The sequence below is a fragment of the Lacticaseibacillus suibinensis genome, assembly GCF_003946175.1.
GTDB lineage: Bacteria > Bacillota > Bacilli > Lactobacillales > Lactobacillaceae > Lacticaseibacillus > Lacticaseibacillus suibinensis.
This window is the reverse complement of sequence record NZ_RHOK01000019.1, coordinates 22,118-43,012: the sequence shown is the minus strand read 5'-3', so window position 1 is coordinate 43,012 and position 20,895 is coordinate 22,118. Positions and strand designations below refer to the sequence as shown.

Annotated in this window: 21 protein-coding genes; 8 read left to right on the top strand and 13 right to left on the bottom strand. The window is 53.2% G+C overall.

Annotated elements, in window-relative coordinates; genetic code table 11:
• Nucleotides 1-17: 17 nt before the first annotated feature.
• On the top strand, nucleotides 18-221 hold the full coding sequence (locus tag EKM90_RS09915) for a hypothetical protein (RefSeq protein ID WP_125582172.1): 204 nt from the start codon (nucleotides 18-20) through the stop codon (nucleotides 219-221).
• Nucleotides 222-552: 331 nt separating this feature from the next.
• On the opposite strand, the gene EKM90_RS09910 is transcribed toward EKM90_RS09915, so the two are convergent.
• The 3 genes from EKM90_RS09910 to EKM90_RS09900 all read right to left on the bottom strand — a co-directional run bounded on the left by EKM90_RS09910 (nucleotide 553) and on the right by EKM90_RS09900 (nucleotide 3,583).
• The gene (locus EKM90_RS09910) at nucleotides 553-1,572 is read right to left on the bottom strand and encodes a galactofuranosyltransferase (protein WP_125582170.1); all 1,020 of its coding nucleotides are present in this window, start codon (nucleotides 1,570-1,572) and stop codon (nucleotides 553-555) included.
• A 71-nt stretch (nucleotides 1,573-1,643) separates the two neighbouring features.
• Complete coding sequence (locus EKM90_RS09905) at nucleotides 1,644-2,660, bottom strand: galactofuranosyltransferase (protein ID WP_125582168.1); 1,017 nt, start codon at nucleotides 2,658-2,660, stop codon at nucleotides 1,644-1,646.
• A 29-nt stretch (nucleotides 2,661-2,689) separates the two neighbouring features.
• Nucleotides 2,690-3,583, bottom strand: a complete 894-nt coding sequence (locus EKM90_RS09900) for a glycosyltransferase family 8 protein (RefSeq protein WP_164507943.1) — start codon at nucleotides 3,581-3,583, stop codon at nucleotides 2,690-2,692.
• 505 nt (nucleotides 3,584-4,088) lie between these two features.
• Between EKM90_RS09900 and EKM90_RS09895 the strand changes: the two genes are divergently transcribed.
• Entirely contained in the window at nucleotides 4,089-5,429 is a 1,341-nt protein-coding gene (locus tag EKM90_RS09895; protein ID WP_125582164.1) for a C1 family peptidase, read from the top strand.
• A 43-nt stretch (nucleotides 5,430-5,472) separates the two neighbouring features.
• Here the strand turns inward: EKM90_RS09895 and EKM90_RS09890 are convergent, their stop codons facing one another.
• Nucleotides 5,473-6,150, bottom strand: coding sequence for a 2,3-bisphosphoglycerate-dependent phosphoglycerate mutase (locus EKM90_RS09890; protein WP_125582163.1), 678 nt, complete (start codon nucleotides 6,148-6,150; stop codon nucleotides 5,473-5,475).
• Nucleotides 6,151-6,270: 120 nt separating this feature from the next.
• Between EKM90_RS09890 and EKM90_RS09885 the strand changes: the two genes are divergently transcribed.
• Nucleotides 6,271-7,074, top strand: coding sequence for a homoserine kinase (locus EKM90_RS09885; protein WP_125582161.1), 804 nt, complete (start codon nucleotides 6,271-6,273; stop codon nucleotides 7,072-7,074).
• A 45-nt stretch (nucleotides 7,075-7,119) separates the two neighbouring features.
• On the opposite strand, the gene EKM90_RS09880 is transcribed toward EKM90_RS09885, so the two are convergent.
• From EKM90_RS09880 to EKM90_RS09850, 7 genes are all read right to left on the bottom strand, one after another.
• Nucleotides 7,120-7,356, bottom strand: a complete 237-nt coding sequence (locus EKM90_RS09880; protein WP_125582159.1) for a CsbD family protein — start codon at nucleotides 7,354-7,356, stop codon at nucleotides 7,120-7,122.
• Between the two features lie 97 nt (nucleotides 7,357-7,453).
• Nucleotides 7,454-7,699 carry a hypothetical protein gene (locus EKM90_RS09875; RefSeq protein WP_125582157.1) on the bottom strand — a complete coding sequence of 82 codons (246 nt, stop codon included), beginning with the start codon at nucleotides 7,697-7,699 and terminating at the stop codon, nucleotides 7,454-7,456.
• 68 nt (nucleotides 7,700-7,767) lie between these two features.
• Nucleotides 7,768-8,019, bottom strand: coding sequence for a hypothetical protein (locus tag EKM90_RS09870; protein ID WP_125582155.1), 252 nt, complete (start codon nucleotides 8,017-8,019; stop codon nucleotides 7,768-7,770).
• A gap of 196 nt (nucleotides 8,020-8,215) precedes the next feature.
• Nucleotides 8,216-9,202: a serine hydrolase gene (locus tag EKM90_RS09865; RefSeq protein WP_125582153.1), complete on the bottom strand. Its 987-nt coding sequence runs from the start codon at nucleotides 9,200-9,202 to the stop codon at nucleotides 8,216-8,218.
• A gap of 98 nt (nucleotides 9,203-9,300) precedes the next feature.
• Nucleotides 9,301-10,542, bottom strand: a complete 1,242-nt coding sequence (locus EKM90_RS09860) for a glutamate-5-semialdehyde dehydrogenase (RefSeq protein ID WP_125582151.1) — start codon at nucleotides 10,540-10,542, stop codon at nucleotides 9,301-9,303.
• Nucleotides 10,539-11,345: a glutamate 5-kinase gene (gene proB / locus EKM90_RS09855; protein ID WP_125582186.1), complete on the bottom strand. Its 807-nt coding sequence runs from the start codon at nucleotides 11,343-11,345 to the stop codon at nucleotides 10,539-10,541. Before proB ends, EKM90_RS09860 begins: the two co-directional genes overlap by 4 nt.
• A 246-nt stretch (nucleotides 11,346-11,591) precedes the next feature.
• Nucleotides 11,592-12,551, bottom strand: coding sequence for a N(4)-(beta-N-acetylglucosaminyl)-L-asparaginase (locus EKM90_RS09850; RefSeq protein WP_164507942.1), 960 nt, complete (start codon nucleotides 12,549-12,551; stop codon nucleotides 11,592-11,594).
• Between the two features lie 210 nt (nucleotides 12,552-12,761).
• On the opposite strand from EKM90_RS09850, the gene EKM90_RS09845 reads away from it, so the two are divergent.
• Both EKM90_RS09845 and EKM90_RS09840 read left to right on the top strand, forming a co-directional pair.
• On the top strand, nucleotides 12,762-12,968 hold the full coding sequence (locus EKM90_RS09845; protein WP_125582146.1) for a hypothetical protein: 207 nt from the start codon (nucleotides 12,762-12,764) through the stop codon (nucleotides 12,966-12,968).
• 56 nt (nucleotides 12,969-13,024) lie between these two features.
• Entirely contained in the window at nucleotides 13,025-13,267 is a 243-nt protein-coding gene (locus EKM90_RS09840; protein WP_125582144.1) for a YdeI/OmpD-associated family protein, read from the top strand.
• Nucleotides 13,268-13,520: 253 nt separating this feature from the next.
• Here EKM90_RS09840 and EKM90_RS09835 read toward each other — a convergent pair whose 3' ends face one another.
• Together EKM90_RS09835 and EKM90_RS09830 are read right to left on the bottom strand one after the other, a co-directional pair.
• Nucleotides 13,521-14,426 (bottom strand): TMEM175 family protein, encoded by a 906-nt coding sequence (locus EKM90_RS09835; RefSeq protein ID WP_125582142.1) that lies wholly within the window; start codon nucleotides 14,424-14,426, stop codon nucleotides 13,521-13,523.
• A gap of 75 nt (nucleotides 14,427-14,501) precedes the next feature.
• Complete coding sequence (locus EKM90_RS09830; RefSeq protein WP_225422820.1) at nucleotides 14,502-15,737, bottom strand: NRAMP family divalent metal transporter; 1,236 nt, start codon at nucleotides 15,735-15,737, stop codon at nucleotides 14,502-14,504.
• Between the two features lie 731 nt (nucleotides 15,738-16,468).
• On the opposite strand from EKM90_RS09830, the gene EKM90_RS09820 reads away from it, so the two are divergent.
• The 3 genes from EKM90_RS09820 to EKM90_RS09810 are packed head-to-tail and all read left to right on the top strand — an operon-like array spanning nucleotide 16,469 to nucleotide 20,888.
• Nucleotides 16,469-20,278, top strand: coding sequence for a SpaA isopeptide-forming pilin-related protein (locus EKM90_RS09820; RefSeq protein ID WP_191987477.1), 3,810 nt, complete (start codon nucleotides 16,469-16,471; stop codon nucleotides 20,276-20,278).
• A 1-nt stretch (nucleotide 20,279) separates the two neighbouring features.
• Nucleotides 20,280-20,522: a hypothetical protein gene (locus EKM90_RS09815; RefSeq protein WP_003606405.1), complete on the top strand. Its 243-nt coding sequence runs from the start codon at nucleotides 20,280-20,282 to the stop codon at nucleotides 20,520-20,522.
• A 42-nt stretch (nucleotides 20,523-20,564) separates the two neighbouring features.
• Entirely contained in the window at nucleotides 20,565-20,888 is a 324-nt protein-coding gene (locus EKM90_RS09810) for a DUF961 family protein (protein WP_003606404.1), read from the top strand.
• Nucleotides 20,889-20,895: the final 7 nt, after the last annotated feature.

The window sequence follows — 20,895 nt, the reverse complement described above, 5'->3', positions numbered from 1 at the left end:
ATCCATATAATGTGGGTATGAAAACAGAGAAAAAAAAGATTAATCAAGCCGATAGCTTGCTCGACCAAGATATCGAAGGCCGGTTCGCCAAAGAAAAAAAGGAAATCGTCAAGCCCACCAAGAAAAAGCCTGGGGGTAAAGGTTCACAAATTTTCATGGCGTTTCTGTTGGCCGGATTGATGCTGATTGGCATCTTGGTGCCGCTTTTGACCATGTTTTAAGCGGCAGAGGCTCATTTTTCAGAAAAAATGTTATTTAAAGTATAGCACAGGCCAATTATTTCCACGCTCATATATGACAACTCTCGTTTCGAAAAATGGTACACATAGGGAACAATTCTGGCGGCCGGCCCTGATTGGGGTCGGTGGCTGCCTCTAGTGAACCAAAGTTGGCGGGCGAAAAGCAAGCGTGGCCCCTTCAACCAATAAGCAACTGCCAGTGCCACAATTAAGCGGCTTCATTCCCTATCTACTGGGAATGAAGCCGCTTCTTTTTAACGCTAGTGAAGGTGGCAGTTATTAAAACTAGGCCAAGCGGGGCCTCAGGTGCCACCTACTCGCTGGTAATGTCATGCGCCGCTAAGACGGCTTTTAAAGCGGCCAGTTGCGTGTGCCGGCCAGAGCGAATCAAGGCCGACAGCGCTTTGACCTGGTCAACCAGTGGGCCATAGGTGACTTCAGTTTGCGCCGCCAGCACATCAGGAAGCTGGGCCAGGCGATCAACCACCAGGCCGACATGATTTTGCTCGATGTAGGCCCCAATCGCACTTTCCCGGTTGGCAATCACCGGCAAGCCCAGCGCCAAGTACAGGCTGAATTTATGCGCCTGGTTGATGCGCGCATAGGCCGCGTAATGATCCTGATCGTCTTCATCCCAAATCAAGCCAAAGCCGTGCGTCAGCGTTAAGCCTAACTGCGCTTGCGACATGGTGCCGCGGTAAGTGACCCCAGGGCCAAGCGGATAGCTTAAATTCGTTTGACCATTCTCCGAGCCATAGACCTGGACATCCAGGCTGGCAGGCACATGCCGCAGGAAGCCACTCTTCCACTTCATCAGATTGCCAGCATAATGCAAGGTCCGGCTGAAGCTTGGTTGGCGGTACGTCATCGGCTCCACGTACCCCCATGGGCCGCTGATAATGATGGGCCGCTTCACCCCGTCCGCCTTAATCGCAGCTGCCATCGGCACCGTTGACACCATCACCACGTCAAAACTATTGAGATAAGCCAACCATTCCACTTTCGGATACAACTCCGGATAGCGCAGATACTCCACATCATGGACCAACGCGACGATTTTCGCGTGGCGCTGGTGCACGGCCTCAATGATGTACTTTTCAATCGTGATATCCGCGTAGGTCGGCGTCTGGTAGATGACCACATCGCCAGCTTGCACTGGCCCCAGCATCCCTTCGATACGCCCGGCCCAATCGCCGTCGCCTTCAAACTTGATGAAGCGATTGTACCAAAGAGGCTGAAGCCCGATTTGCTGAAGATAATGCGCAACGTCTTCTTTCGGCTTGACCACAGCCTGATCGGACGCCGCTTGAAGCGGACTGATAATAAAATTCATGTTGACCTCCTGAGGCAAAGGGAACGCCGTCTGCCAGTGCGGCAGGCGGTGTGGAAACAGCTAGCGGTGCCTTAATATTCTGAAATGCCGTTCACAGCCATGATGGCTTTGAGGGCAGCCAGTTGAAGATGGCGCCCAGAGCGAACCAAAGCTTCCATTGGCTTGACCGCCGCCAGCAATTCGTTGTAATGGGCTTCATCCATGGCTGCCATCACTGGCACCAAGGCTTCCATATCGTCCACCACAATGCCGACGTGATTGGCCGCCACAAAGTTGCCGACCTGGCTGCCTTTTTTGGCAATGACTGGCAGCCCCAGCGACAGGTACAGGCTCAGCTTATGCGGCATGTTGATCATGGCGTAGTCGTTGTAGTGATGGGTCGAATTCTCGTCCCAAACCAGCCCAAAGCCATTATCCAAGGCCAGCGCCAAGGCTTCCTGCGAATAGGAACCCATGCGCTCCACGGAATCGGCAATGCTATAGCCTAGATCGCTATTACCATCACTGGAGCCGTATAGTTTCACATCAAGTCCGGCTGGGATGTTGGCCATGAAGCCGCCCTTCCATTCCACCAGATTACCGGCATAATGAATCGTCTTGGAAAAATGCGGCTGCCGCGAGCCGATGGGTTGAATATAGCCCCAAGGACCCGTCACGACGATGGGCAGGTTTACCCCACTGGCCAAGACTTGGCGCTTTTCTTCTGGGGTGTTCACCAGCAAGGCGTCGTAGGAGCCGAGGTATTCGACCCAGGTCTTGCGGTCGTAGCTCTTGGGATAGCGCAAATATTCCGCGTCGTGCACCAAGGCAATCACCTTCCCGCCGCGATCATGGGTACCATGCACGAAGGCATCTTCCACCGTCAGCGGCGCATACCCTGGTACTTGCGGGATGACAATATCGCCGGCTTGCACTGGCGCTAAAATTCCACCTTTGATTTCAGTTTCCCAGTGGTCTTCATTGTTGATGTAGCGGGAATAGCGCAGAGGCAAAAACCCGATGTGACCAAGAAAAACGGCGGTATCTTCTTTGGGCTTGATCACCGCTTGGTCGGTGGGGCCTTGAATTGGTGTGACAGTATAAAGCATATTTACTCTCCTCTATGTGGGTAACCACATTAATAGTGGTTCAACCCTCTGCGCTTGGTTTCTGTTGTGAAAAATTCCCGAGTTTGGCTGAAGTACTGCCAAAAAGCGGCTTCGAATTCATCCATCACCGCCAAATGACCCCACGGCCGGTAGCCATAGAGATTGCTGAGAAAATGGCGAATCACCACGTGCTGGCGCTCCGCGGTCATGTCAGCAGCCACTGCCGGGTCGGTTTGCTGCGCCCAGTGGGTCAGCCAGTCATCGTCTTTTTGGAAGTTGTACCGGAACGGGAGCAAGGTCACCTTGCCCGCCGTCAACAGATTGAGCAACGTTTGATCAGGGTATTGGTAATTAGCCTGATCCGCACGCTCAACCAGCATCTCCGGCTTGAACTGCTCGTTATACAGGGCCACATTGATGACCAGCACCCCGGAGTTGAAGTACGCCTTCATGCTCGGAAAATCCGGTAAGACATTTTGGTCAACCGGCGGGTTTAACGTGTAATAGTAGAAATCTGGCACTGCCGCCATCACGTTACCTGGCTGATTCAGGCTGAACAGTGGCGAAATATCGGCCATGACGATGGTGTCGTTATCGATCATCAAAAGCTGTTCGTAATTAGGAAAATACGCCGGCACGAACAGCCGCCACAAGGTCACCTGCCCGAACCGCGCATTATCGTAGTGCTTGAGTTCAGAGGTGATGGGCGGCTTTTGCCAGACAAACAAATGAACTTGCGGTTTCTGGTAGAAGTCAGGCAACTCACGCAGTAGCGCAACATCGGCATCAAGCTCGCCTTCTGTGACCACCAGGATATCAAGCGCCGCTTCGCTTTGATAATGGTCGATCAAAGAAGCAACCGAGGTGGCGCAAAGTAAAATGTGCGGGCCACTGACCGTATACACCACTGCATTTTTTGCCATAAACAAACTCCCTCCGAGCACCGTTTTCATCGCCATTGCGTCAAGACACAACGACGGTCAATCCTAATTTCAGTCCGCGCCGATGGCCACCCGCTAGCCGCATTGGCTTGACCGGCCCGTTCAGCGTTCAGTTCCTTGTGATAGGAATCCTAGTTAACCATAACATTCCCGGTCTTGTCGGAACAGTCAATTTTTGCAAGATTCCTTTGCCGGATAGCATTGATCACGTCAGCTTGGGGCATACCATAACGCCAGCCGGTCGTTGCGCCGGCCGCTAACCTCAGTCTAGGCCGACGCGGCAGCCACCGTCAATCACCGCTGTTTGTGCCTGCGTTTACAACCACCAAAATTCGTCGGCAAGGCTTTTGTCAGCTGATTTTCATTTTGGGGTCAACATTGCTTGCGTTTTTTCAGTCGGCGCGGGTTCCTTCCCCTGCGGCTTTATGCTAAACTGAGAAAGTCTGAGAATGTATCATTATTTTCTAATTAAAGGAGTGAACGGAACATGTCAAAGGCAGTTACTGCTGAAGATCTTGCTAAGTACCAAGCTGACCTGGAAAATACCCCAGGCAGCGCGGCCATCCAAAAAGCCGTCATGAACAACGGGGTGCTGAAGTCCAGCGAGGACGTGCACAGCCAAACCACAATGGAGAAAACCTTCTCCATCGATTTGAGCACCGGCACCGTGGCCGACCAGAAACAATCCGGCCGCTGCTGGATGTTCGCCGCATTGAACACGATGCGTCATGACATTCAACAACAATTCAAAATCAAAGGCTTCGAACTCTCCCAGAACTTTACTTTCTTCTGGGACAAATTCGAAAAGTCCAACTACTTCTACGAAAACGTCTTGAAGACGGCCGGTGAAGACATCGATAGCCGCAAAGTGGCTTGGCTGATGGCCAACCCTCAGGGCGATGGTGGTCAGTGGGATATGCTGACTGCCATCATCGACAAGTACGGGATCGTGCCGAAGTCCGTGATGCCTGAAACCTTCAGCTCCTCTGCTTCTGGTCAGATGAACAAAGTCTTGAACCTGAAGTTGCGCAAAGACGCTGTGACCCTGCGCAAGCTTGTCGCTGACAACGCCAGCGCTGAAGACATTCAAACAGCCAAGGACCAGATGCTCTCCGAAGATTACCGGATTTTGGCTTACACGCTGGGCGTGCCACCAACCAAGTTCGACTTCGAATATCGCGACGATGACAAGAACTACCACATCGACCGCGACTTGACCCCTCGCACTTTCTACGAAAAGTACATTGGCTGGGACACCAACGCGTTCCAGAGCTTAATCAATGCCCCTACGGCAGACAAGCCTTATAACCACCTGTACACCGTTGAGATGCTGGGCAATGTCATTGGCGGCCGCGAAGTACGCCACTTGAACCTGACCGTGGACAACCTCAAGCAACTGGCCATCAAGCAGCTGGAAAACGGCGAAACCGTCTGGTTCGGTTCCGATGTTGGTCAGTCCTCTGACAGCAAGCTGGGCATCATGGATCCAGCCTTGTTCGACAAGAACGGTCTGTTCAACGCCAACTTCGACATGACCAAGGCTGATCGCTTGGATTACGGCGAAAGCCTGATGACTCACGCCATGGTTATCACCGGGGTGGACATTGTTGACGGCCAGCCAACCAAGTGGAAGGTTGAAAACTCTTGGGGTGAAAAAGCCGGCGACAAAGGTTACTTCGTTGCGAGTGATGCTTGGTTCGACGAATTCGTTTACCAAGTGGTCATCAACAAGAAGTACCTGAGCCAAGACCTGCAAGATGTCATCAAGAATGAATACGATCACCCAACTGTCCTGAAGCCATGGGATCCAATGGGAGCCTTAGCTTAATGAGATTCAAAAAAGCCGCAGCGATGCGGCTTTTTTCGTGGCTTCATTTGGTGATGACAGTTTTAGCCACAATGTGCAACCGGTCGTCTAAGGTGTAAACAATCGGCTGGGCATTGGCCACCTCCACCTGATCGATTTGATCATCGGGAATGGCTTCCAAATATTTAATCAGGGCCCGCAGCGTTGAACCATGCGCGACCACCAACTGGTTCTCCTGGCGCAACAGGCGCGGTGCCAGTTCATCGCTCCAGTAGGCAATCAAACGCGTCTCGGCGTCCTGCAGACTTTCACCGCGAGGAATGATGCTGGCCGGGAAGCGGTGATAGCGCCGGCTCCGGCTGGGATTGACCAACAACGGCGGGCGGTTGGTGTAACTGCGCCGCCACAAGGCCACTTGCTGAGCGCCAAAGAGCTGGCGCGTTTCGTCCTTGTTGATGCCGCGCAAGGCCCCGTAATGCCGCTCATTCAAGCGCCAAGATTTGGTGATGGGGAGCCAGTTTTGGCCAATCGCATCTTGCACCAGGTAGGCCGTTTCGATGGCCCGTTTGAGCACCGACGTATGCACATGCCCGAACAAAATTTGCTGTGCCGCCAGCGCCTGCCCGGCCGCCTGCGCCTGGGCGACGCCATGCGCCGTCAGCGGGACATCGGACCAGCCGGTATAGGTATTAGAAAAATTTGCGGCACTTTCGCCGTGCCTGAGTAAGACCAGTTTGACCATCCGTCAACCTCCCTATCACTCGCTTAGTATACCATTTTCACTGAAAATCCGAAAAAAGGCTGGAAAATGAGAATATAATTAGATATACTTATTCTTATCTCATGATATGGAGGACTTAAGATGGCGATATGGGTGCCTGGCACGATTACATCACGAATTCAACCTGATTTGGCGCTGGCCATTGACCGTGGCGTCACCTTAAGCATCGGCGAGGAAAGCTTTGAATGGCAGATCACTGCCAATGACCAGACGCTGCCCACGGATCAAACCAACCTGATTATTGATGTGGCGTTGGCGCTGGATCCCATGCTGGTGCCCCATGAACTGACCTTGAACACCACGGTCACGCCCAGTGTTGGCTTAGGGGCTTCTTTGGCCGCAACGATTTTAGGCATCGAACTGGCTGAAACGCTGAGCCAGCAGCCGATCACTTTGACCCGCAAGCTGAACATGGCCGCCTTTTTCGAACCCAATCAGGCGGCCATTCAGGCCAGCTTGTTCGGTGGCTGTCTGGTCTACGCGCGGCCGAACAACATCATCAACTTCGGCACCGAGCTGGTTCAAGGCGCGATTTACGTGCCGGACCAGGTGGTGGAAACGCCGGTTGACCCTACGCCTTGCACGCAAGGCGTTTCGGCCCGCAGCGTGATGAACGCGATGATGAATGCCGATGGTGCCTGGTTGCAGCAGCATTTCCCGTTGCGCTCCCAAGTGACTGCCGGCTACTATCCGCATGCCGAAATGGTCTCCCGCGCGGTGCTGGCAGCAGGCGGGTTTACGACTTTCGTTTCTGCCAACGGCCCGGCGCTGGTGTGCCTGGCGCTCACTGAGCATGAGGATTTCTTCCCCCGGCTGCAGCAACAGCTCACTGCCGGCACCGTCGCCCCATTTCACTTGTCCCGGCGTGGGGTAACGCAGGTTTAACTCAAAAGGGCGTCTGGCCAAGGCCAGACGCCCTTTTTTGGATGATTAGTCGTCATGCTGCACGTGATCCACGGCATCGTTGAATTTTTCGGCTGCCTTCTCTTTGACGTCATCTGCTTTCGCAGCGGCGTCTTTTTTGGCGGCATCCAGCTTTGCTTCGGCCTGGCCCTTCAGGTTTTGGGCCTTGCCTTTGGCTTCCAACTTTTCATTGTTGGTGACCTTACCGGCGGCTTCCTTCACCTTGCCAGCGACCTTGTCTTTCATGGCATCAAAATCTGGCATATCATCCCTCCTTTACCTCCCAAGCATACCCAAAAGTCGATATAAAAAGCGAATATAATGCTTGAACAAAAATGGCATAAAAAATAGACCCAAGGGCCTACTTCTTCGCGTCATCAGGGACGGGCGGCTGGACCGCTTCACCGTCTTTGGTGATGTCTTTATAATTGACCACGGTTTTGTGTTTGAGATCCTCAACCGTTTCGTGGTCTTTTTTTGCGAACTGATCAATCGTCAGTAACGCGGCGTTGGCATATAACTTTTCCACCGTCCCGGTAAAGCTCAACGGGACCTGCTTGCTCTTTGTGACGTCGACGGTTTCGCCGACATTGATTTCTTGGGCCAAAAAAGTTCCCCCTTGTCGTTAACGACATGCAACGTCGTCTATTATACCATAATTGGCCCAGTGCCGTCTTAACTGGCGGCTTCGTCCTCTTCGAGCTGCTGCTGTTCGGAAATTCCTGGCGTCAGCACCTCCATTTGGCGCTTTGAAATCACGGCTTGATACAGCAAGTCGCGAGCATTCATCCGGTCTGCCGGATCGAATTGCTCGATCATGACCAGCGCAGAATTCTCGTAGCATTTTTTGATGGTGCCGATAAAATCGTGTTCCATGTTGCCGTTGGCGTGGCAACGAACGATGGCTTGTCTGGTAATAGCTGTCATGATAGCGCCTCCATTTCTTTTTATAAATCGAGTATACCACCAGCATTCTTATGGTCAATATAATTTATTAATTATATTTAAAAAGACGGACGTTATTTTGTGATTTTCTGCACTATTATTAATGCTGCATTAAAAAAGGCCAAGCAACACCAGAAGTGTACTTAACCTCATTTTTCACATATGCTTGGTGCGACCGTTAACTACCATACACAATGGTTTGAATTTTCTCGGCGTAGGTCTTAATCGCCGAGAAATTTTGGTAACTCCCATTATCGGTCATAATCACCAACAAGTAACGTTGACCTGAGGCCGTCGTCACGATTGCCGCGTCATTATCGGTAGTGCCCAGCCAGCCCACTTTATCTTGCACCGTGCTGCCTGGGTCAGTGGCACTGGCGGCGGCGGGAATCCCATCACGGTACACCTGCTTGCCCATGGCCGTAAGCAATTTGTTCCGATAAGTGGCATTGGCAAACGGGCCTTGCCCTTTCACCAGGAGCTTGAGCATCGTCAGCAGGTTGTCACTGCTGGTGGTGGCCGCCCCTGAGTAGTGAAACGGACTGGTAATCCCAAATTGGCTCAGGTAGGTGTTGATGGGCGTGCCGCCGGAGCTTTTCAGCACTGATTCCGCATAATCATTTTGACTGTTGACGATCATCGCCTGAAACCCGCTTTCGTCGCTGCTGGTCCAGGTCTTGGCGCCAGTGGCCACTTCGTGAAACAGCCAAGCAGTGATATAGAGCTTATAGGTGGACGCCGCCACCATCTGGGTTTGGGCATTGGCGCTGGTGGCCAGCGCCCCTTCTGCGTACACTGCCGCGTCTTTGGCCTTAGCGGCACTGCTCCCAGCCACTGGTGCTAAGTTGTAGAAACTCACCGCGACATGGCCGCTTTTAGTAATCTGCGCCAGATACGTGTTCAGCGCCTGCTTGATGCGTTGCTGTTTGGCTGCCACTTGCGTTTTGCTCAGCGTCGCAGCCTTGACCGTGCTACTCACCTTGCTGGCACTGTTACTGCTAGCGCTGACGCTACTGCTCACCGCCACTGGCGCGTCTGCCGCATCGGTGGCGTCATCGGCCGTCACCTCATGCACAATCGCCGCCACTGCCAGCCAAAGCACGCTAATGACCAGTAAACTGAATGGAATGATGCGATGCCAAATTGGCCGTTTTTTTCTGCGCATGCCTTTTGCTCCCTGTTTATTGTCTTAATAATAAACCAGGCATGTGAATTTTATAAGAAGAAAATTAAATCTTTATCATTTCGCGATGATGCGGCGAGCTACTCGCGCACCTGACCATTGCCCCGGATTTGATACTTGGTGGTGGTTAGGGCGGCCAAGCCCATTGGTCCGCGGGCGTGCAGCTTCTGCGTGCTGATCCCGATTTCGGCGCCAAAACCAAACTGCTCGCCATCGGTAAACCGGGTCGAAGCGTTCACGTAGACACAAGCGGCGTCGACCCGACTCAAAAAGCGTTCACTGCTGGCGTAATCATCGGTAATGATGCTTTCAGAATGTTTCGTGTTGTGGCGGTTAATATGGGCAATCGCTTCGTCCTCATCGGCGACCACCTTAACGGCCATGATCAAGTCATTATATTCGGTATCCCAATCGGCCGCGGTTGCTGCCGCCATATTAGGCACAATCGCCCTGGCCGCCTCATCCCCACGCAACGCTACCCCATGCGCCTGCAGCGCCGCCGCCAAGGCTGGCAAGTAATCGGCAGCGACCGCTTGATGAATCAACAACTTCTCGGCGGCGTTGCAGACGCTGGGCCGCTGCACCTTGGCGTTAACCACAATCGCCTTGGCCATTGCCAGGTCAGCCGCTTGATCCACATAAATGTGACAATTCCCCGCCCCGGTTTCAATCACCGGCACGGTAGCGGTGTTGACCACCGCCTGAATCAGACCGGCGCCACCGCGGGGAATGAGAACATCGATATAGGCCGTCAGATGCATCATGTCATTGGCCAAGGCGCGGCTCGGATCCGCCACCAACTGCACCGCCTGCGCCGGCAAGCCCACCTTGGTCAACGCGGTTTGCAGCACTTGGGTTAAGGCCAGGTTGGACTGCAGGGCCTCTTTCCCGCCGCGCAGGATCACGGCGTTACCGCTTTTCAGCGTCAGCCCTGCAGCATCGACGGTGACATTCGGGCGGGCTTCGTAAATCATACCTACCACGCCCAGCGGGACCCGTTTTTGAATAATCGAAAGCCCCGCTGCGTTGGTGAAGCCACCATCGATGCGGGCCGTTGGATCAGGTAAGGCCGCCACACTGGTCAAGCCATTGGCCATATCGCTGATGCGCGCTGGGGTCAGGCGCAGGCGATCGGTGAACTTGGCGGGCTGGTCACTGGCTGCCGCTAAATCACGCGCGTTGGCGGCCAAAATCTGTTCGGTGTGGGCGGTTAGCTCAGACGCCATGGCCAGCAGCGCCTGATTTTTCGTGGCGGTCTCCAACTGCGCCAGCACTTGGGCGGCGGCTTGGGCTTGTTGCCCCATTTGATTTAAATCAATCATCGCATTTCCTCCTTCACTTGGCCAAAGCGCGTGCCCACTTGCTCACCTGCCAGCACCTGGAGCACCAGGCGCGGATCTTGGCCAGAACACAGCACCATTTGCTTGCCGGCGGTCATCATTGCTTTGGCGGCGCGGAGTTTCGTCACCATGCCACCAGTGCCGAAGCGCGAGCTGCTGCCACCAGCGGCCGCCGCGGCCAACATCGCCGGCGTTGTGACGACTGGCACCAGCCGCGCATCGGTAAACTGATGCGGGTCCTTATCATACAACCCGTCAATATCAGACAAGACTATCAGCTGATCAGCATCAATCTGGGTGGCCACCAGCGCTGAAAGTTGATCGTTATCGCCAAACGTGGTGCGATGCGCCAGCTCATCCGTCGCCACCGAATCATTTTCGTTGATCACGGGAATCACCTGCTGCGCCAGCAAGGTCTGAATGGTGTCCAGCACATGCTGCTTGGTGAGCGGATAATCAAAGACATCATGGGTCAGCAAGAGTTGGGCAATCGTCGTGCCGTAATCGCTAAAGCGCTCGCTGTATAGCCGCATCAGCTCGGACTGGCCAATCGCGGCTAGCGCCTGCTGGGCGGCAATCGCCTTGGGCCGCGCAGTCATCCGGCGGCTGGCCAAGCCGACCCCGATGGCCCCTGAAGTCACCAGCACCACTTCACAGCCGCTATTTTTCACCGCTGATAAGGTATACGCCAGGCGGTCAATCGTTTGTAAATTCACCTGACCATTGGGATAAATCAAACTGCTGGTGCCAATTTTTACCACCACTCGGGAAACCATCGTCAACATCCTTTCGAAAACAAAAAGCACCGCTTCGTCGAGGCACCCATTCCTGGGCGGTACCATCCTCGTTCGAAGCAGCGCTTCACACTTTGTCAGTTCATTAAATTATCGGTTCATCTGCAAGTCGGTTTCGAACACCAGGCGCAATTCACAGTCAAGATTGCGCTTCCTGAACGGTTCTACTTACATTGCAGGGATTGATAGGTAGTATAGCGGGCCTAAAGCCGCTTGTCAACTACCGTTCGTTGGCCTTTATAGCGGCGCTTTTAATTCGCGCTCATAGTTTGCAAGCCACGCTTCAGACACCGGTTCAATCTTCGTGTGGTCATCACTCGTTGGATGCGCGATCAGGATTTGTGCCGGCTGATCCGCCGTAGCCACACTAAAGGTAAATTCAACGTTGGTCGCAACGCCCCACTCGCCATTGTGATTCATGGCAATCAGTGAAAATTCACCGACCTTGCCATACCGGGCTTTGAGCTTGGCCACAAAGGGATACACAGCCTGGTCGCAAGCGGCTTGCGGGGTGGCCCCTGCCGCCATGCGCCGCACGATTTCATAAGACATGCAGCCTTTCATGATGTCCTCGCCGAGCCCAGTCGCCGCCGCGGCGCCGACTTCACTATCGGCATAATAGCCAGACCCGGACAGTGGCGAATCGCCCACCCGACCGGCTTTTTTCATGAACAGTCCAGAAGTGGAGGTGCCTACCGCCATCGAGCCGGTTTGATCCAGTGCAATGGCCCCGACAGTATCGTGGCCATCATAAGCCGTCATCGGTTGCTGACGCAAAGCTTGCAGCCGTTTTTGCCATTCGGCTTTGGCTCGCGGCGTCAGCATGTTCGTCATTTCAAAGCCATGCAGCAGCGCAAACTTGGTGGCGCCTTCGCCGACCCGGAAGCTGTTGTAATGATACTTGGCCAAGGCCCGGGCCGCCGAAATCGCATGTTTGACATTCTGGATGCCCCCGACCGCGCCTTGGGCTAAGGTGTCGCCATCCATGAACGCCGCGTCCATTTCGACCACGCCTTCTTCATTCGGCAAACCGCCGTACCCCACGCTTTTATAATACGGGTAAGCCTCGACGGTTTTGATCAGCGTCTCCACAGCATCCCCAGCCTGAGCTTGCTGCGCCAATAGGTCACTGGCCTTAACCACGCCATCATGTGCCATCCGCCAAGTGGCAATTGTCCCCCACTTCATCTGCCTCATCCTCTCGTTTGTCTGATGGGTCTTAGTATACCCGTCTCAAAGCCAAAATGGACCTGGCGCCGCTGATTTTTCCAACCAGTGAGGCGGGACTAAAGGCTGAAGCAATCAGGCCAGTAAATCAGGCGAAAGTTGCAGGTGGCCCGACTTGTTCAATGCTACACTTTGGGTGTCATCAGGTAGCCGGGCACTACCACTAAGGAGGAAAAGCAAATGTCAATTTGGGGTGTTTTATTGGGAATCGTGCTGGTGGTGGTTGGACTATGGCAGTTTCACGCCACCACCCACGCCTTCAAAGAAATGAAACAAAACGGCAACAAAAACACGTCACCGTTCATCATGTACGCCTTATACAGCGGGTATCTCTTCGGCGGTCTTTTCATCATCGGCGGGGTGATGGTAGCCTTTAACCTGTTTTAACTCGGACTGGCGCAGTCTGGTAAAATAGAGGGCAAACCTAGGAAAGAAGGCCTTTCATGCCTAACCAACCTTTAGCCGCCTATGAACCCATGATTCCTGAAGTGGCGGCCTTGCTCGCCGCCCAGCCTGACCTGCAGGCCTTTTTCAACACCTTAACGCCAGGCTATCAGCGCGAATGGGCCCGTTTCATTTTTGGTACCGCCAGCGAAGCCACCAAGCAAAAACACCTCGCAAAGATGTGCGAGGTGTTGGCTGCCGGTTATAAATCAAAACGTGCGTATGATCAACGCGCCAAATAATACCATGACCAAGCGAGTGCTTGGTCATTTTTGATTCAAAATCGCATCTGGTCATAAGGCACCGCGGGCTTGCGCCACAAAGTAAAGTTAGCCCGCCTAGCAACTGTTGTCTTCCAGCATAAGCACCACCACTAATGCTATTTCAGTCGTTAGCCCATAAAAGAGCCAAAAATAAGCCAAAAGTGGAGAACTATGGCTCCTTATCTGCAGTTTTAAGCTATCCGTGCCCTTAATCCGCGTTTTTAAGGCGTGCTCACTGCTCATCGTGGCGGCGATTGCTGCGACCCCGGCGCTGCTGGGCAAACCACGCTGCCATTTGCTGGCGTTGCTCTGGAGTTGCATTTTGGAACTTCGCTTTCACCGCTTTTTGATAGCGTGGATCCAGGCTACGATTCAACCACTCACTCCAACGCGGTGAGCCTTGTTCGGTGCGACTTGTGGCCGGCGTCGAGCCTTGCCCTGTCGCTGCGGCGCGCTGATCATAGAGCTGATCGGCGATTTTTCGCCAGTCCACATAGGCCGAAGCTGGCAGTTCGGCGAGATCCTTCTGCTGCTCCGCCGGTAAGGCCTCGGCATCGTACATTTGCTGGCGGGCATCGGCGTTCAGGAAGAAGCTCATAATCGGGTAAGCCAAGTAGAAGAATAACGCCACCTGCGGCAGGAAGTAGCCGACAATAATGGCAACTAACGACAGCCCATCTAACCAGCGATTAGCATTGCCGTAGATTTTTTGATACACCTGCTGCATCTCGGCTTTGGTCGTGAACTGCAGATGGACGATGGACTTCGCCAGCCCCCGAAACAGAAAGCTGATCACCGCTTGGGTCACCCCATACAGCATCACCGTCACCCGCGTGGTATTTTCCGCCATCATGTCGGTGAACAGCGGCATCAGGGACAACACCGCCAGAAAAACCACTTCCCAAATCAAAATCTGATAGGTCATGGTCTCGATCTCGGCATAGGCCGTACTGTGCTGATACCACATGTTGAACACGAACACGAAGGTAATCATATAAATGCCAATGTGCTGCCCCATCGCAAGGTAATGGGCCCAGCTATCGTGCAGCACTGGTGCAATGTCCAATACCATGATGGTGATGATGACCGCCATCACCCCATCGGAAAAGGCATCGAGGCGACTTTTGAGTTTTTCCATACTGATCTCCTTAGGTTAACTGCTCGTATTCTACTGGTTAACCTGGTGCGGTGCAAGTCGCCTTCATTATTTTCCTTACCACAAGTGGAGAATTGGCCCCACCATATACAACCCAAACACCATCACCAGCAGACACAAGCTAGTAGCGGCAAACCGGTACCAACCATGCATTCGATACCGGTCCGGCAAGGCCTTGGCCTCTAGTAGGAGCAAAAAGCCGAGGACAATGGGCACCAGTAGCGCATTGATCACTTCAACTGTCACCGCCAAGTCCACCAGCTGGATGTTGGCCAACACCAACACCGCGCCAATCACATGGGCCCCGATGTAGATCAAATAAAAGCCGGCACTGCTTCGATTGAAGGGTTCATTCAAGCTATGCGGCCAGCCTAGCACCTCAGTCAGGCCCCAAGTTCCAGCCAAAGCCACCACCAACGCTGCAACCATCGAACCACCAAAAAGACTCATGCCAATAAGCAGGTTAGCCGGCCACCGCCCCAAAAACGGCGCTAACGCTCTGGCCATTTGCCCCACTGTGGCAAAGGCCTCGCTGCCGCCGTGCTGCCCCACCGTCGCCGCAAAAGTCACAATGAACACAATCATGATGCCTTGCGTCACCAGCGTGCCGACCGCCGTATCCCGGCGCTCTTGCGGGATATCTGCCGGCGTCAGGTGCTTATCAATCACTGCCCCTTGCTGATAGAACAGCATCCAAGGCATGATCACCGCCCCGACATTCGCCGCCACCAAATACACATAGCTGCGATGATGCCAAGGAATCGTCACTAGCCCCTGTAGTAAATCTGACAGCTGCGGCCGCGCCATGAACATCGCGATGATAAAGACGAATTCAGCTAAACCGACCAACACCCCGATTTTCTCCACTCGGCGGTACTCGCCCAAAAAAGCTAAGCTCACCAGAAAAATCGTGGCAATGGGAATCGTGATCCACTTGGACACCCCAAACAGTTCCCCGACGCCAGCAATGCCGATGAATTCCGTCAGCAGCGCCCCCACTGCGGAAATACCAAGCGTAATCGCGGCCAACCAGGCCCAGCCGCGGCCAAAGTACTGACGGATCAGGGCGCCATGCCCTTCCTGAGTGATAATCCCCAGTCGCACCGTCATTTCCTGGGCCATGAATAAGACTGGTATCAGCACCAGCTGTGGCAACACCATCGTGTAACCCCACTGTGCACCGGACTGCGCGGCGGTAATTAAACAGCCAGCATCGGTATCGGCCAGCATCACCAGTAGCCCTGGTCCCCATACCGCCAAAAAGCGGTGGCGCCGCCAAAAATCACGGCGCATTATTTTCTCTCTTGCGATGATGCCTCACTCCTTAACTTTCACAGTTTAGCGCAAAGCATCACAGTCGCCTAGTCACTATGACCAACCGCCGCGCAGTCGCACTATCGTCAAAATCCCAATTACATCCCATTAAGCGCGTTAATATCGGCATTAAATGGTGTCCTGTGCCCATTATAGTGAAGCAAATCGGTCCTTTGTGGTGCTTAGCGGTAAACGTGGCCAGTGACGGTAACAGCATCAAAATTGACCTAGCCACTTTAAGCCATCAAGCGCTACGACAGGCTTACGCTGTTATCCGGCCGGCCCCCGCAGCCGGACCATCGCGCCCCAGCGCCGCACCGCCTGCCTCCGCGAACCCGAAAAAAATAAGCCTGCCACCAGGGCAAGCTTACTTTTAAATGCATTGAACGAAAGATTAACGCTTGGAGAATTGACTCGCCTTGCGGGCCTTCTTCAAACCGTACTTTACGTTCCTCGGTTTTATACGGTTTCACCGAGTTTCAAAATCCCCTTATATCAACGTTTCTATTCACACACTTTTATGGAATTTCAACGAGTTTTGAGCGTGACGCCCTAATTTGGTACAAAATGGGCATTTCGTAAAGCTACGATTAACGCAAAGCAAACGCACAAATGAACGTAAAGCAGGTTGCTCCCAGACCTGCTTTTTTTGTCCCTCAAAGCTCGTTTTATTCAAGAACAAATCAATAAATATGGAGGAAATCACATTGATGAAAGCAGCCCGGCGAACTCCCATTTTCGCCGCATTGATTATGCTATTCGTTCAACTCTTTGTCCCCGCCTCAATCGCCTTCACCGCCAGTATGACCAACAGCAAGGTTGCTGACTGGCATAACACTTGGCACCTACATCTGTTCAATGGCTTACATTGGACGGACACCGGTATGTGGATGAAAAAGGTGGACGGCAAAGTTGCCTTCTGTGTGGAGCACGGGGTCGATCTCGATATGAGCGGCTCCGGTTACAACCCCAGCACTTACTCCGACAGTAAGAAGGATCAACTAGCCAAGATTGCTTACTATGGTTACTACCAGAACCCAACCAACCGCAACTACGCTGTCACCCAGATGGTCATCTGGGAAACACTTGGTGACACGCTGCTGACGACACCGAACAAGACCTACCAAGCTGAAAAGAAAGCCATCTTGAACAAGGTCTCCGCGCATGATCGCAAGCCATCGTTCAACGGCAACCAGATCACCCTCGCAGTTGGCGATTCAATCACCTTGACTGACACTAACGGACGGCTCGCGGTTTTCGCCCAGCAAACAGCGAACACCGCGAACCTCAAGATTGCAAAGTCTGGCAATAAGCTCACGCTGACGGCCACTGCCCAGTCGAAGGAATCTGGTAAGGTGGCTTATGCGATTGCCAAGGCTGCTGACGTGGGCACCTCTTTCGTCTACACGAAAGGCTCACAACAAAAGCTCGTCAACTTCAAGCTCTCCAACAACGGTGAGTTCAGCCTGCCAATCAAGGTCAACTTGAATGGTAACGTGAAAGCCAAGAAGGTTGACGCCGATACTAACAAGGCGCTGCCGGGTGCTAAGCTCAAGTTTGAATACGCCGGCACCACCAAGGAAGTCACGACCGGCACTGACGGCTATGCCGCCCTGAACGGAATCAAAGCTGGCACCAAGATCAAAATCAGTGAAGTCACTGCTCCTAACGGCTACGTCAACAAGGGTGAACTCAAAGAAGTCACCATCGAACCCGGCAAGACCGTTGAAGTTGTCCTCGGCAACAAGGAACAGCTCGGTAACGTGACCCTCGCCAAGATTGGGCGTGAGTTCGGCAGTGATATGTTCAATGCCTATTACTCGCTTAACGGCGCCGTTTATGGGATCTACACCAATAACGGAGCACGGGTTGGTGCAATCACGACCGACAGCAATGGTAAAGGAACCTTGCAGAATCTCAAGCTCGGTAGCTACTACGCACTGGAAGAAAAAGCCCCTGCTGGCTATGTTCTGAACACGGCCAAGCTGCCGTTTGAATTGAAGTATGCTGGTCAAACTGTCACGGTCACTACGGCTCACGTCGATACGACCGATCAAGAACAGCGCGGCACTGCCAACATCGAAAAAGTTGACGCTGTTACTGGTAAGCAGCCACAAGGTGCTGCCAGCCTAAACGAGGCTGTCTACGAACTCCACCGTGCAACCGATGACAAGCTCGTGAAATCGGTGACGATCGCCAACAACACGGCGTCTGTTTCCGGCTTGGAACTGGACGATTATTACTGGCAAGAAGTAAAGGCGCCGACTGGTTACGTGCTTGATCCGCAAAAGCACGCCTTCAAGTTGGCTTACGCTGGTCAGAACCTCACCACTGCAACTGCTACCACGACGGTCAAGGAACAAGTCATCACTGGTGATCTCGACTTACTCAAGTACGGGAACTACGACTGGTCAACCCAAGGCAAAGGCACTAAGTCGGTCATGCTCAAGGACACCCAGTTCGCTGTCACCAGCAAGACCACTGGCAAGGTTGTTCGCACTGGCCTCACCGATGCCCAAGGGTACGTGAAGTTTGCGGATCTGCCTTACGACACCTACACCGTAGCTGAAACCAAGACCCCAACGGGCTACAACGGCATCAAGCCGTTCACGGTCACAGTTGATGGCACCCAGAAGTCCCAGCATTATAGCATCGAAAACAAGGTCATTGAAGAAAAGCTGCGGGTAGTCAAGGTTGATACCGAAACCGGTAAGACCGTGCTGCGCGCTGGCGCAATCTTCCGCATTAAGAACCTGCAAGCCAACAAGTACGAAGTTCAGCCGACAGCCGACAAGACCGGTATGACTGATAAGTTCGCTACCGACAACTCCGGTGAGTTAATCACAGCCGAAGCGCTCGGCTACGGCAAGTACCAGCTCGAAGAAGTTCAAGCTCCAGAAGGCTATGTACTGGCTAAGAAACCAGCCAAGTTCACCATCAACGGCAGCCATAAGGACGGCATCGTGGTCATCAAGTTCGCTGACCTCTCCCAAAAGGGTGTCGCCACCTTGACCAAGACCGGGGCTACCCCGGTCGCCGTCGAAAAGGTTGAAACTGAATACGGTGACCAGTATAAGTACCGCTACGACTACATCGCCCTCGCTAGTGCGAAGTTTGAGTTCAAAGCAGCCGAAGACATTACGACTGCTGACGGAACCGTTCGTGCACACAAGGGTGACGTGGTTGCTACCGGCACCACTGATGCTCAAGGTCAGATTCAGACCCCAGAACTCTATCTTGGCAAGTACACGGCAACTGAAATCTCTGCACCAAACGGGTTCATCATGAATACCGATCCGATTGCTTTTGAGCTCAAGTATGCCGGGCAAGAAGTGACGGTGGCCTCCACCTCACTTGAAGCTAAGAACGACTTCCAGCAGCTCGACATTACACTCAACAAGCAAGAAGAAAGCATCACCGGCTGGAAGGACAACCTCCCAGTTATCAAGAACGTCGCCGCCAACGGTCAGGTCTTCGGCTTGTTCACGCAAGGCGAAACCAAGATTGGCGAAACTGTGATTCCGTCTGAATCACTGGTTGCCACCACGACGGTCAAAGATGGTAAGGCTGAATTTGACGCAATCCAGTTGCCAGAAGGCTACTACTACGTCAAGGAACTTGATGCCGGTGAGAAACACGACTTGAATACCACCATGTACGGCTTCCACTTCCACACCACCGACAACGAGAAGATCAAGCACATTGACCTTAACGACGGTAAGGTGATCGACAACAAGCTCCACGAAAACGAACTGACCTTCAAGAAGATCAATGAAGTTGCCACACTGGTTTCGGGTAAGGGCTACTCCTACGTGATAACCGGCAACGCTGCTGGCGCAGTTTTTGAACTGCTCGACACTGACAAGAAGGCCATTCAGACTATCACTGTCGGCAAGGATTCCACTGGCTCCATCAAGCACCTGCCTGTGGGCACCTTCTATCTCCGTGAATCCAAGCCTTCTGCTACCAGCCTCGTACTGTCTAAGGAAACCCTCAAGCTCGTATCCACTAAGAACGGCGTGACGGTTTTCGATGGCAAGGATAAGCAGATCGGTGAGACTAAAGCTGATGCCAAGGAACCAACTATCGCCTTTGAACTGACCAACGACTTGATCAAAGGCATGGGCGAACTGACCAAGACCGACGTTTCGACTGGAAAGCGCCTGCCAAACACCGGTATCCGTATTCTGGACGAAAACGGCAAGACGGTTGTATCTGGTCGCACCGACAAGAATGGGGTCTTCTCCTTTGGTAATCTGCCTGCTGGTAAGTACAGCTTCCAAGAATACGATGCACCAAAGGGCTACGAAATTAGCGAAGCCCTCGTGCCATTCGAAATCACTAAGGATGGTGAAATCGTGAAGGCCGTCATGACCGACAAGCAGACACCTAAGCCTGGCCTCCCACAAACTGGCAACGCGACGTCTGGCTGGCTCATCGTCATCGGTGTGGTACTGCTGCTCGGCGTCCTCGCTACGATGGTTGTAATCGGTGGTGCCAAGAAGAAAGATGGCAACTGATATGCGCATTTCTTCTATCAACATGTATCCCAATCCCGGCGGCGACGTGCTGCTCCAAGGCGACATCGTACTGGATCATGTGCTCATTTTGAAAAACGTGAAGCTCATCGAAGGTCAGTATCGCTGGTATATCCAGTTTCCACGATATGCTGATGGCCGCACAGTTCACCCAATCTCCAAGTCGTTTTACGATTATCTACTTCAACAATTAACCGAATACTATCACCAAGCCACAGCCGAGTAGCCCAACTACCCGGCTTTTTGAATACGAAAGGAAGGCTACAACATGGAACTCAAATTTGTTGCACCAAATATTGAAAAGACGTTCGGCCACCTGTACTTCGGTTCGCTTAAGCGCGAACTGTCCGAAGGTGATCGCGACAATCGCAAGGTTGTCTCCCGCACTTACGAGCTGTTCTCCGACTTGCAGCGCACCGACAACATCGAAATCACTATTCCGGCGAAGAAAGGTGACAAGGCCGAAAGCATTGAAGTTGACGCACCGGTCACCATCATCAAGCCGCGGATTGCGACCGTCGGCTACCGGATCGGTGAACAAGCCTTTGTGCGCTACATCTGCAATGCCGACGATATTGTCCCAGTCAAATAAAAGAAAA

Bases quoted from the DNA above. Each gene is read 5' to 3' on its own strand.
- EKM90_RS09915 (WP_125582172.1), top strand. From the start codon at position 18: ATGAAAACAGAGAAAAAAAAGATTAATCAAGCCGATAGCTTGCTCGAC.
- EKM90_RS09910 (WP_125582170.1), bottom strand. From the start codon at position 1,572: ATGAATTTTATTATCAGTCCGCTTCAAGCGGCGTCCGATCAGGCTGTG.
- EKM90_RS09905 (WP_125582168.1), bottom strand. From the start codon at position 2,660: ATGCTTTATACTGTCACACCAATTCAAGGCCCCACCGACCAAGCGGTG.
- EKM90_RS09900 (WP_164507943.1), bottom strand. From the start codon at position 3,583: ATGGCAAAAAATGCAGTGGTGTATACGGTCAGTGGCCCGCACATTTTA.
- EKM90_RS09895 (WP_125582164.1), top strand. From the start codon at position 4,089: ATGTCAAAGGCAGTTACTGCTGAAGATCTTGCTAAGTACCAAGCTGAC.
- EKM90_RS09890 (WP_125582163.1), bottom strand. From the start codon at position 6,150: ATGGTCAAACTGGTCTTACTCAGGCACGGCGAAAGTGCCGCAAATTTT.
- EKM90_RS09885 (WP_125582161.1), top strand. From the start codon at position 6,271: ATGGCGATATGGGTGCCTGGCACGATTACATCACGAATTCAACCTGAT.
- EKM90_RS09880 (WP_125582159.1), bottom strand. From the start codon at position 7,356: ATGCCAGATTTTGATGCCATGAAAGACAAGGTCGCTGGCAAGGTGAAG.
- EKM90_RS09870 (WP_125582155.1), bottom strand. From the start codon at position 8,019: ATGACAGCTATTACCAGACAAGCCATCGTTCGTTGCCACGCCAACGGC.
- EKM90_RS09865 (WP_125582153.1), bottom strand. From the start codon at position 9,202: ATGCGCAGAAAAAAACGGCCAATTTGGCATCGCATCATTCCATTCAGT.
- EKM90_RS09860 (WP_125582151.1), bottom strand. From the start codon at position 10,542: ATGATTGATTTAAATCAAATGGGGCAACAAGCCCAAGCCGCCGCCCAA.
- proB (WP_125582186.1), bottom strand. From the start codon at position 11,345: ATGTTGACGATGGTTTCCCGAGTGGTGGTAAAAATTGGCACCAGCAGT.
- EKM90_RS09850 (WP_164507942.1), bottom strand. From the start codon at position 12,551: ATGAGGCAGATGAAGTGGGGGACAATTGCCACTTGGCGGATGGCACAT.
- EKM90_RS09845 (WP_125582146.1), top strand. From the start codon at position 12,762: ATGTCAATTTGGGGTGTTTTATTGGGAATCGTGCTGGTGGTGGTTGGA.
- EKM90_RS09840 (WP_125582144.1), top strand. From the start codon at position 13,025: ATGCCTAACCAACCTTTAGCCGCCTATGAACCCATGATTCCTGAAGTG.
- EKM90_RS09835 (WP_125582142.1), bottom strand. From the start codon at position 14,426: ATGGAAAAACTCAAAAGTCGCCTCGATGCCTTTTCCGATGGGGTGATG.
- EKM90_RS09830 (WP_225422820.1), bottom strand. From the start codon at position 15,737: ATGCGCCGTGATTTTTGGCGGCGCCACCGCTTTTTGGCGGTATGGGGA.
- EKM90_RS09820 (WP_191987477.1), top strand. From the start codon at position 16,469: ATGAAAGCAGCCCGGCGAACTCCCATTTTCGCCGCATTGATTATGCTA.
- EKM90_RS09815 (WP_003606405.1), top strand. From the start codon at position 20,280: ATGCGCATTTCTTCTATCAACATGTATCCCAATCCCGGCGGCGACGTG.
- EKM90_RS09810 (WP_003606404.1), top strand. From the start codon at position 20,565: ATGGAACTCAAATTTGTTGCACCAAATATTGAAAAGACGTTCGGCCAC.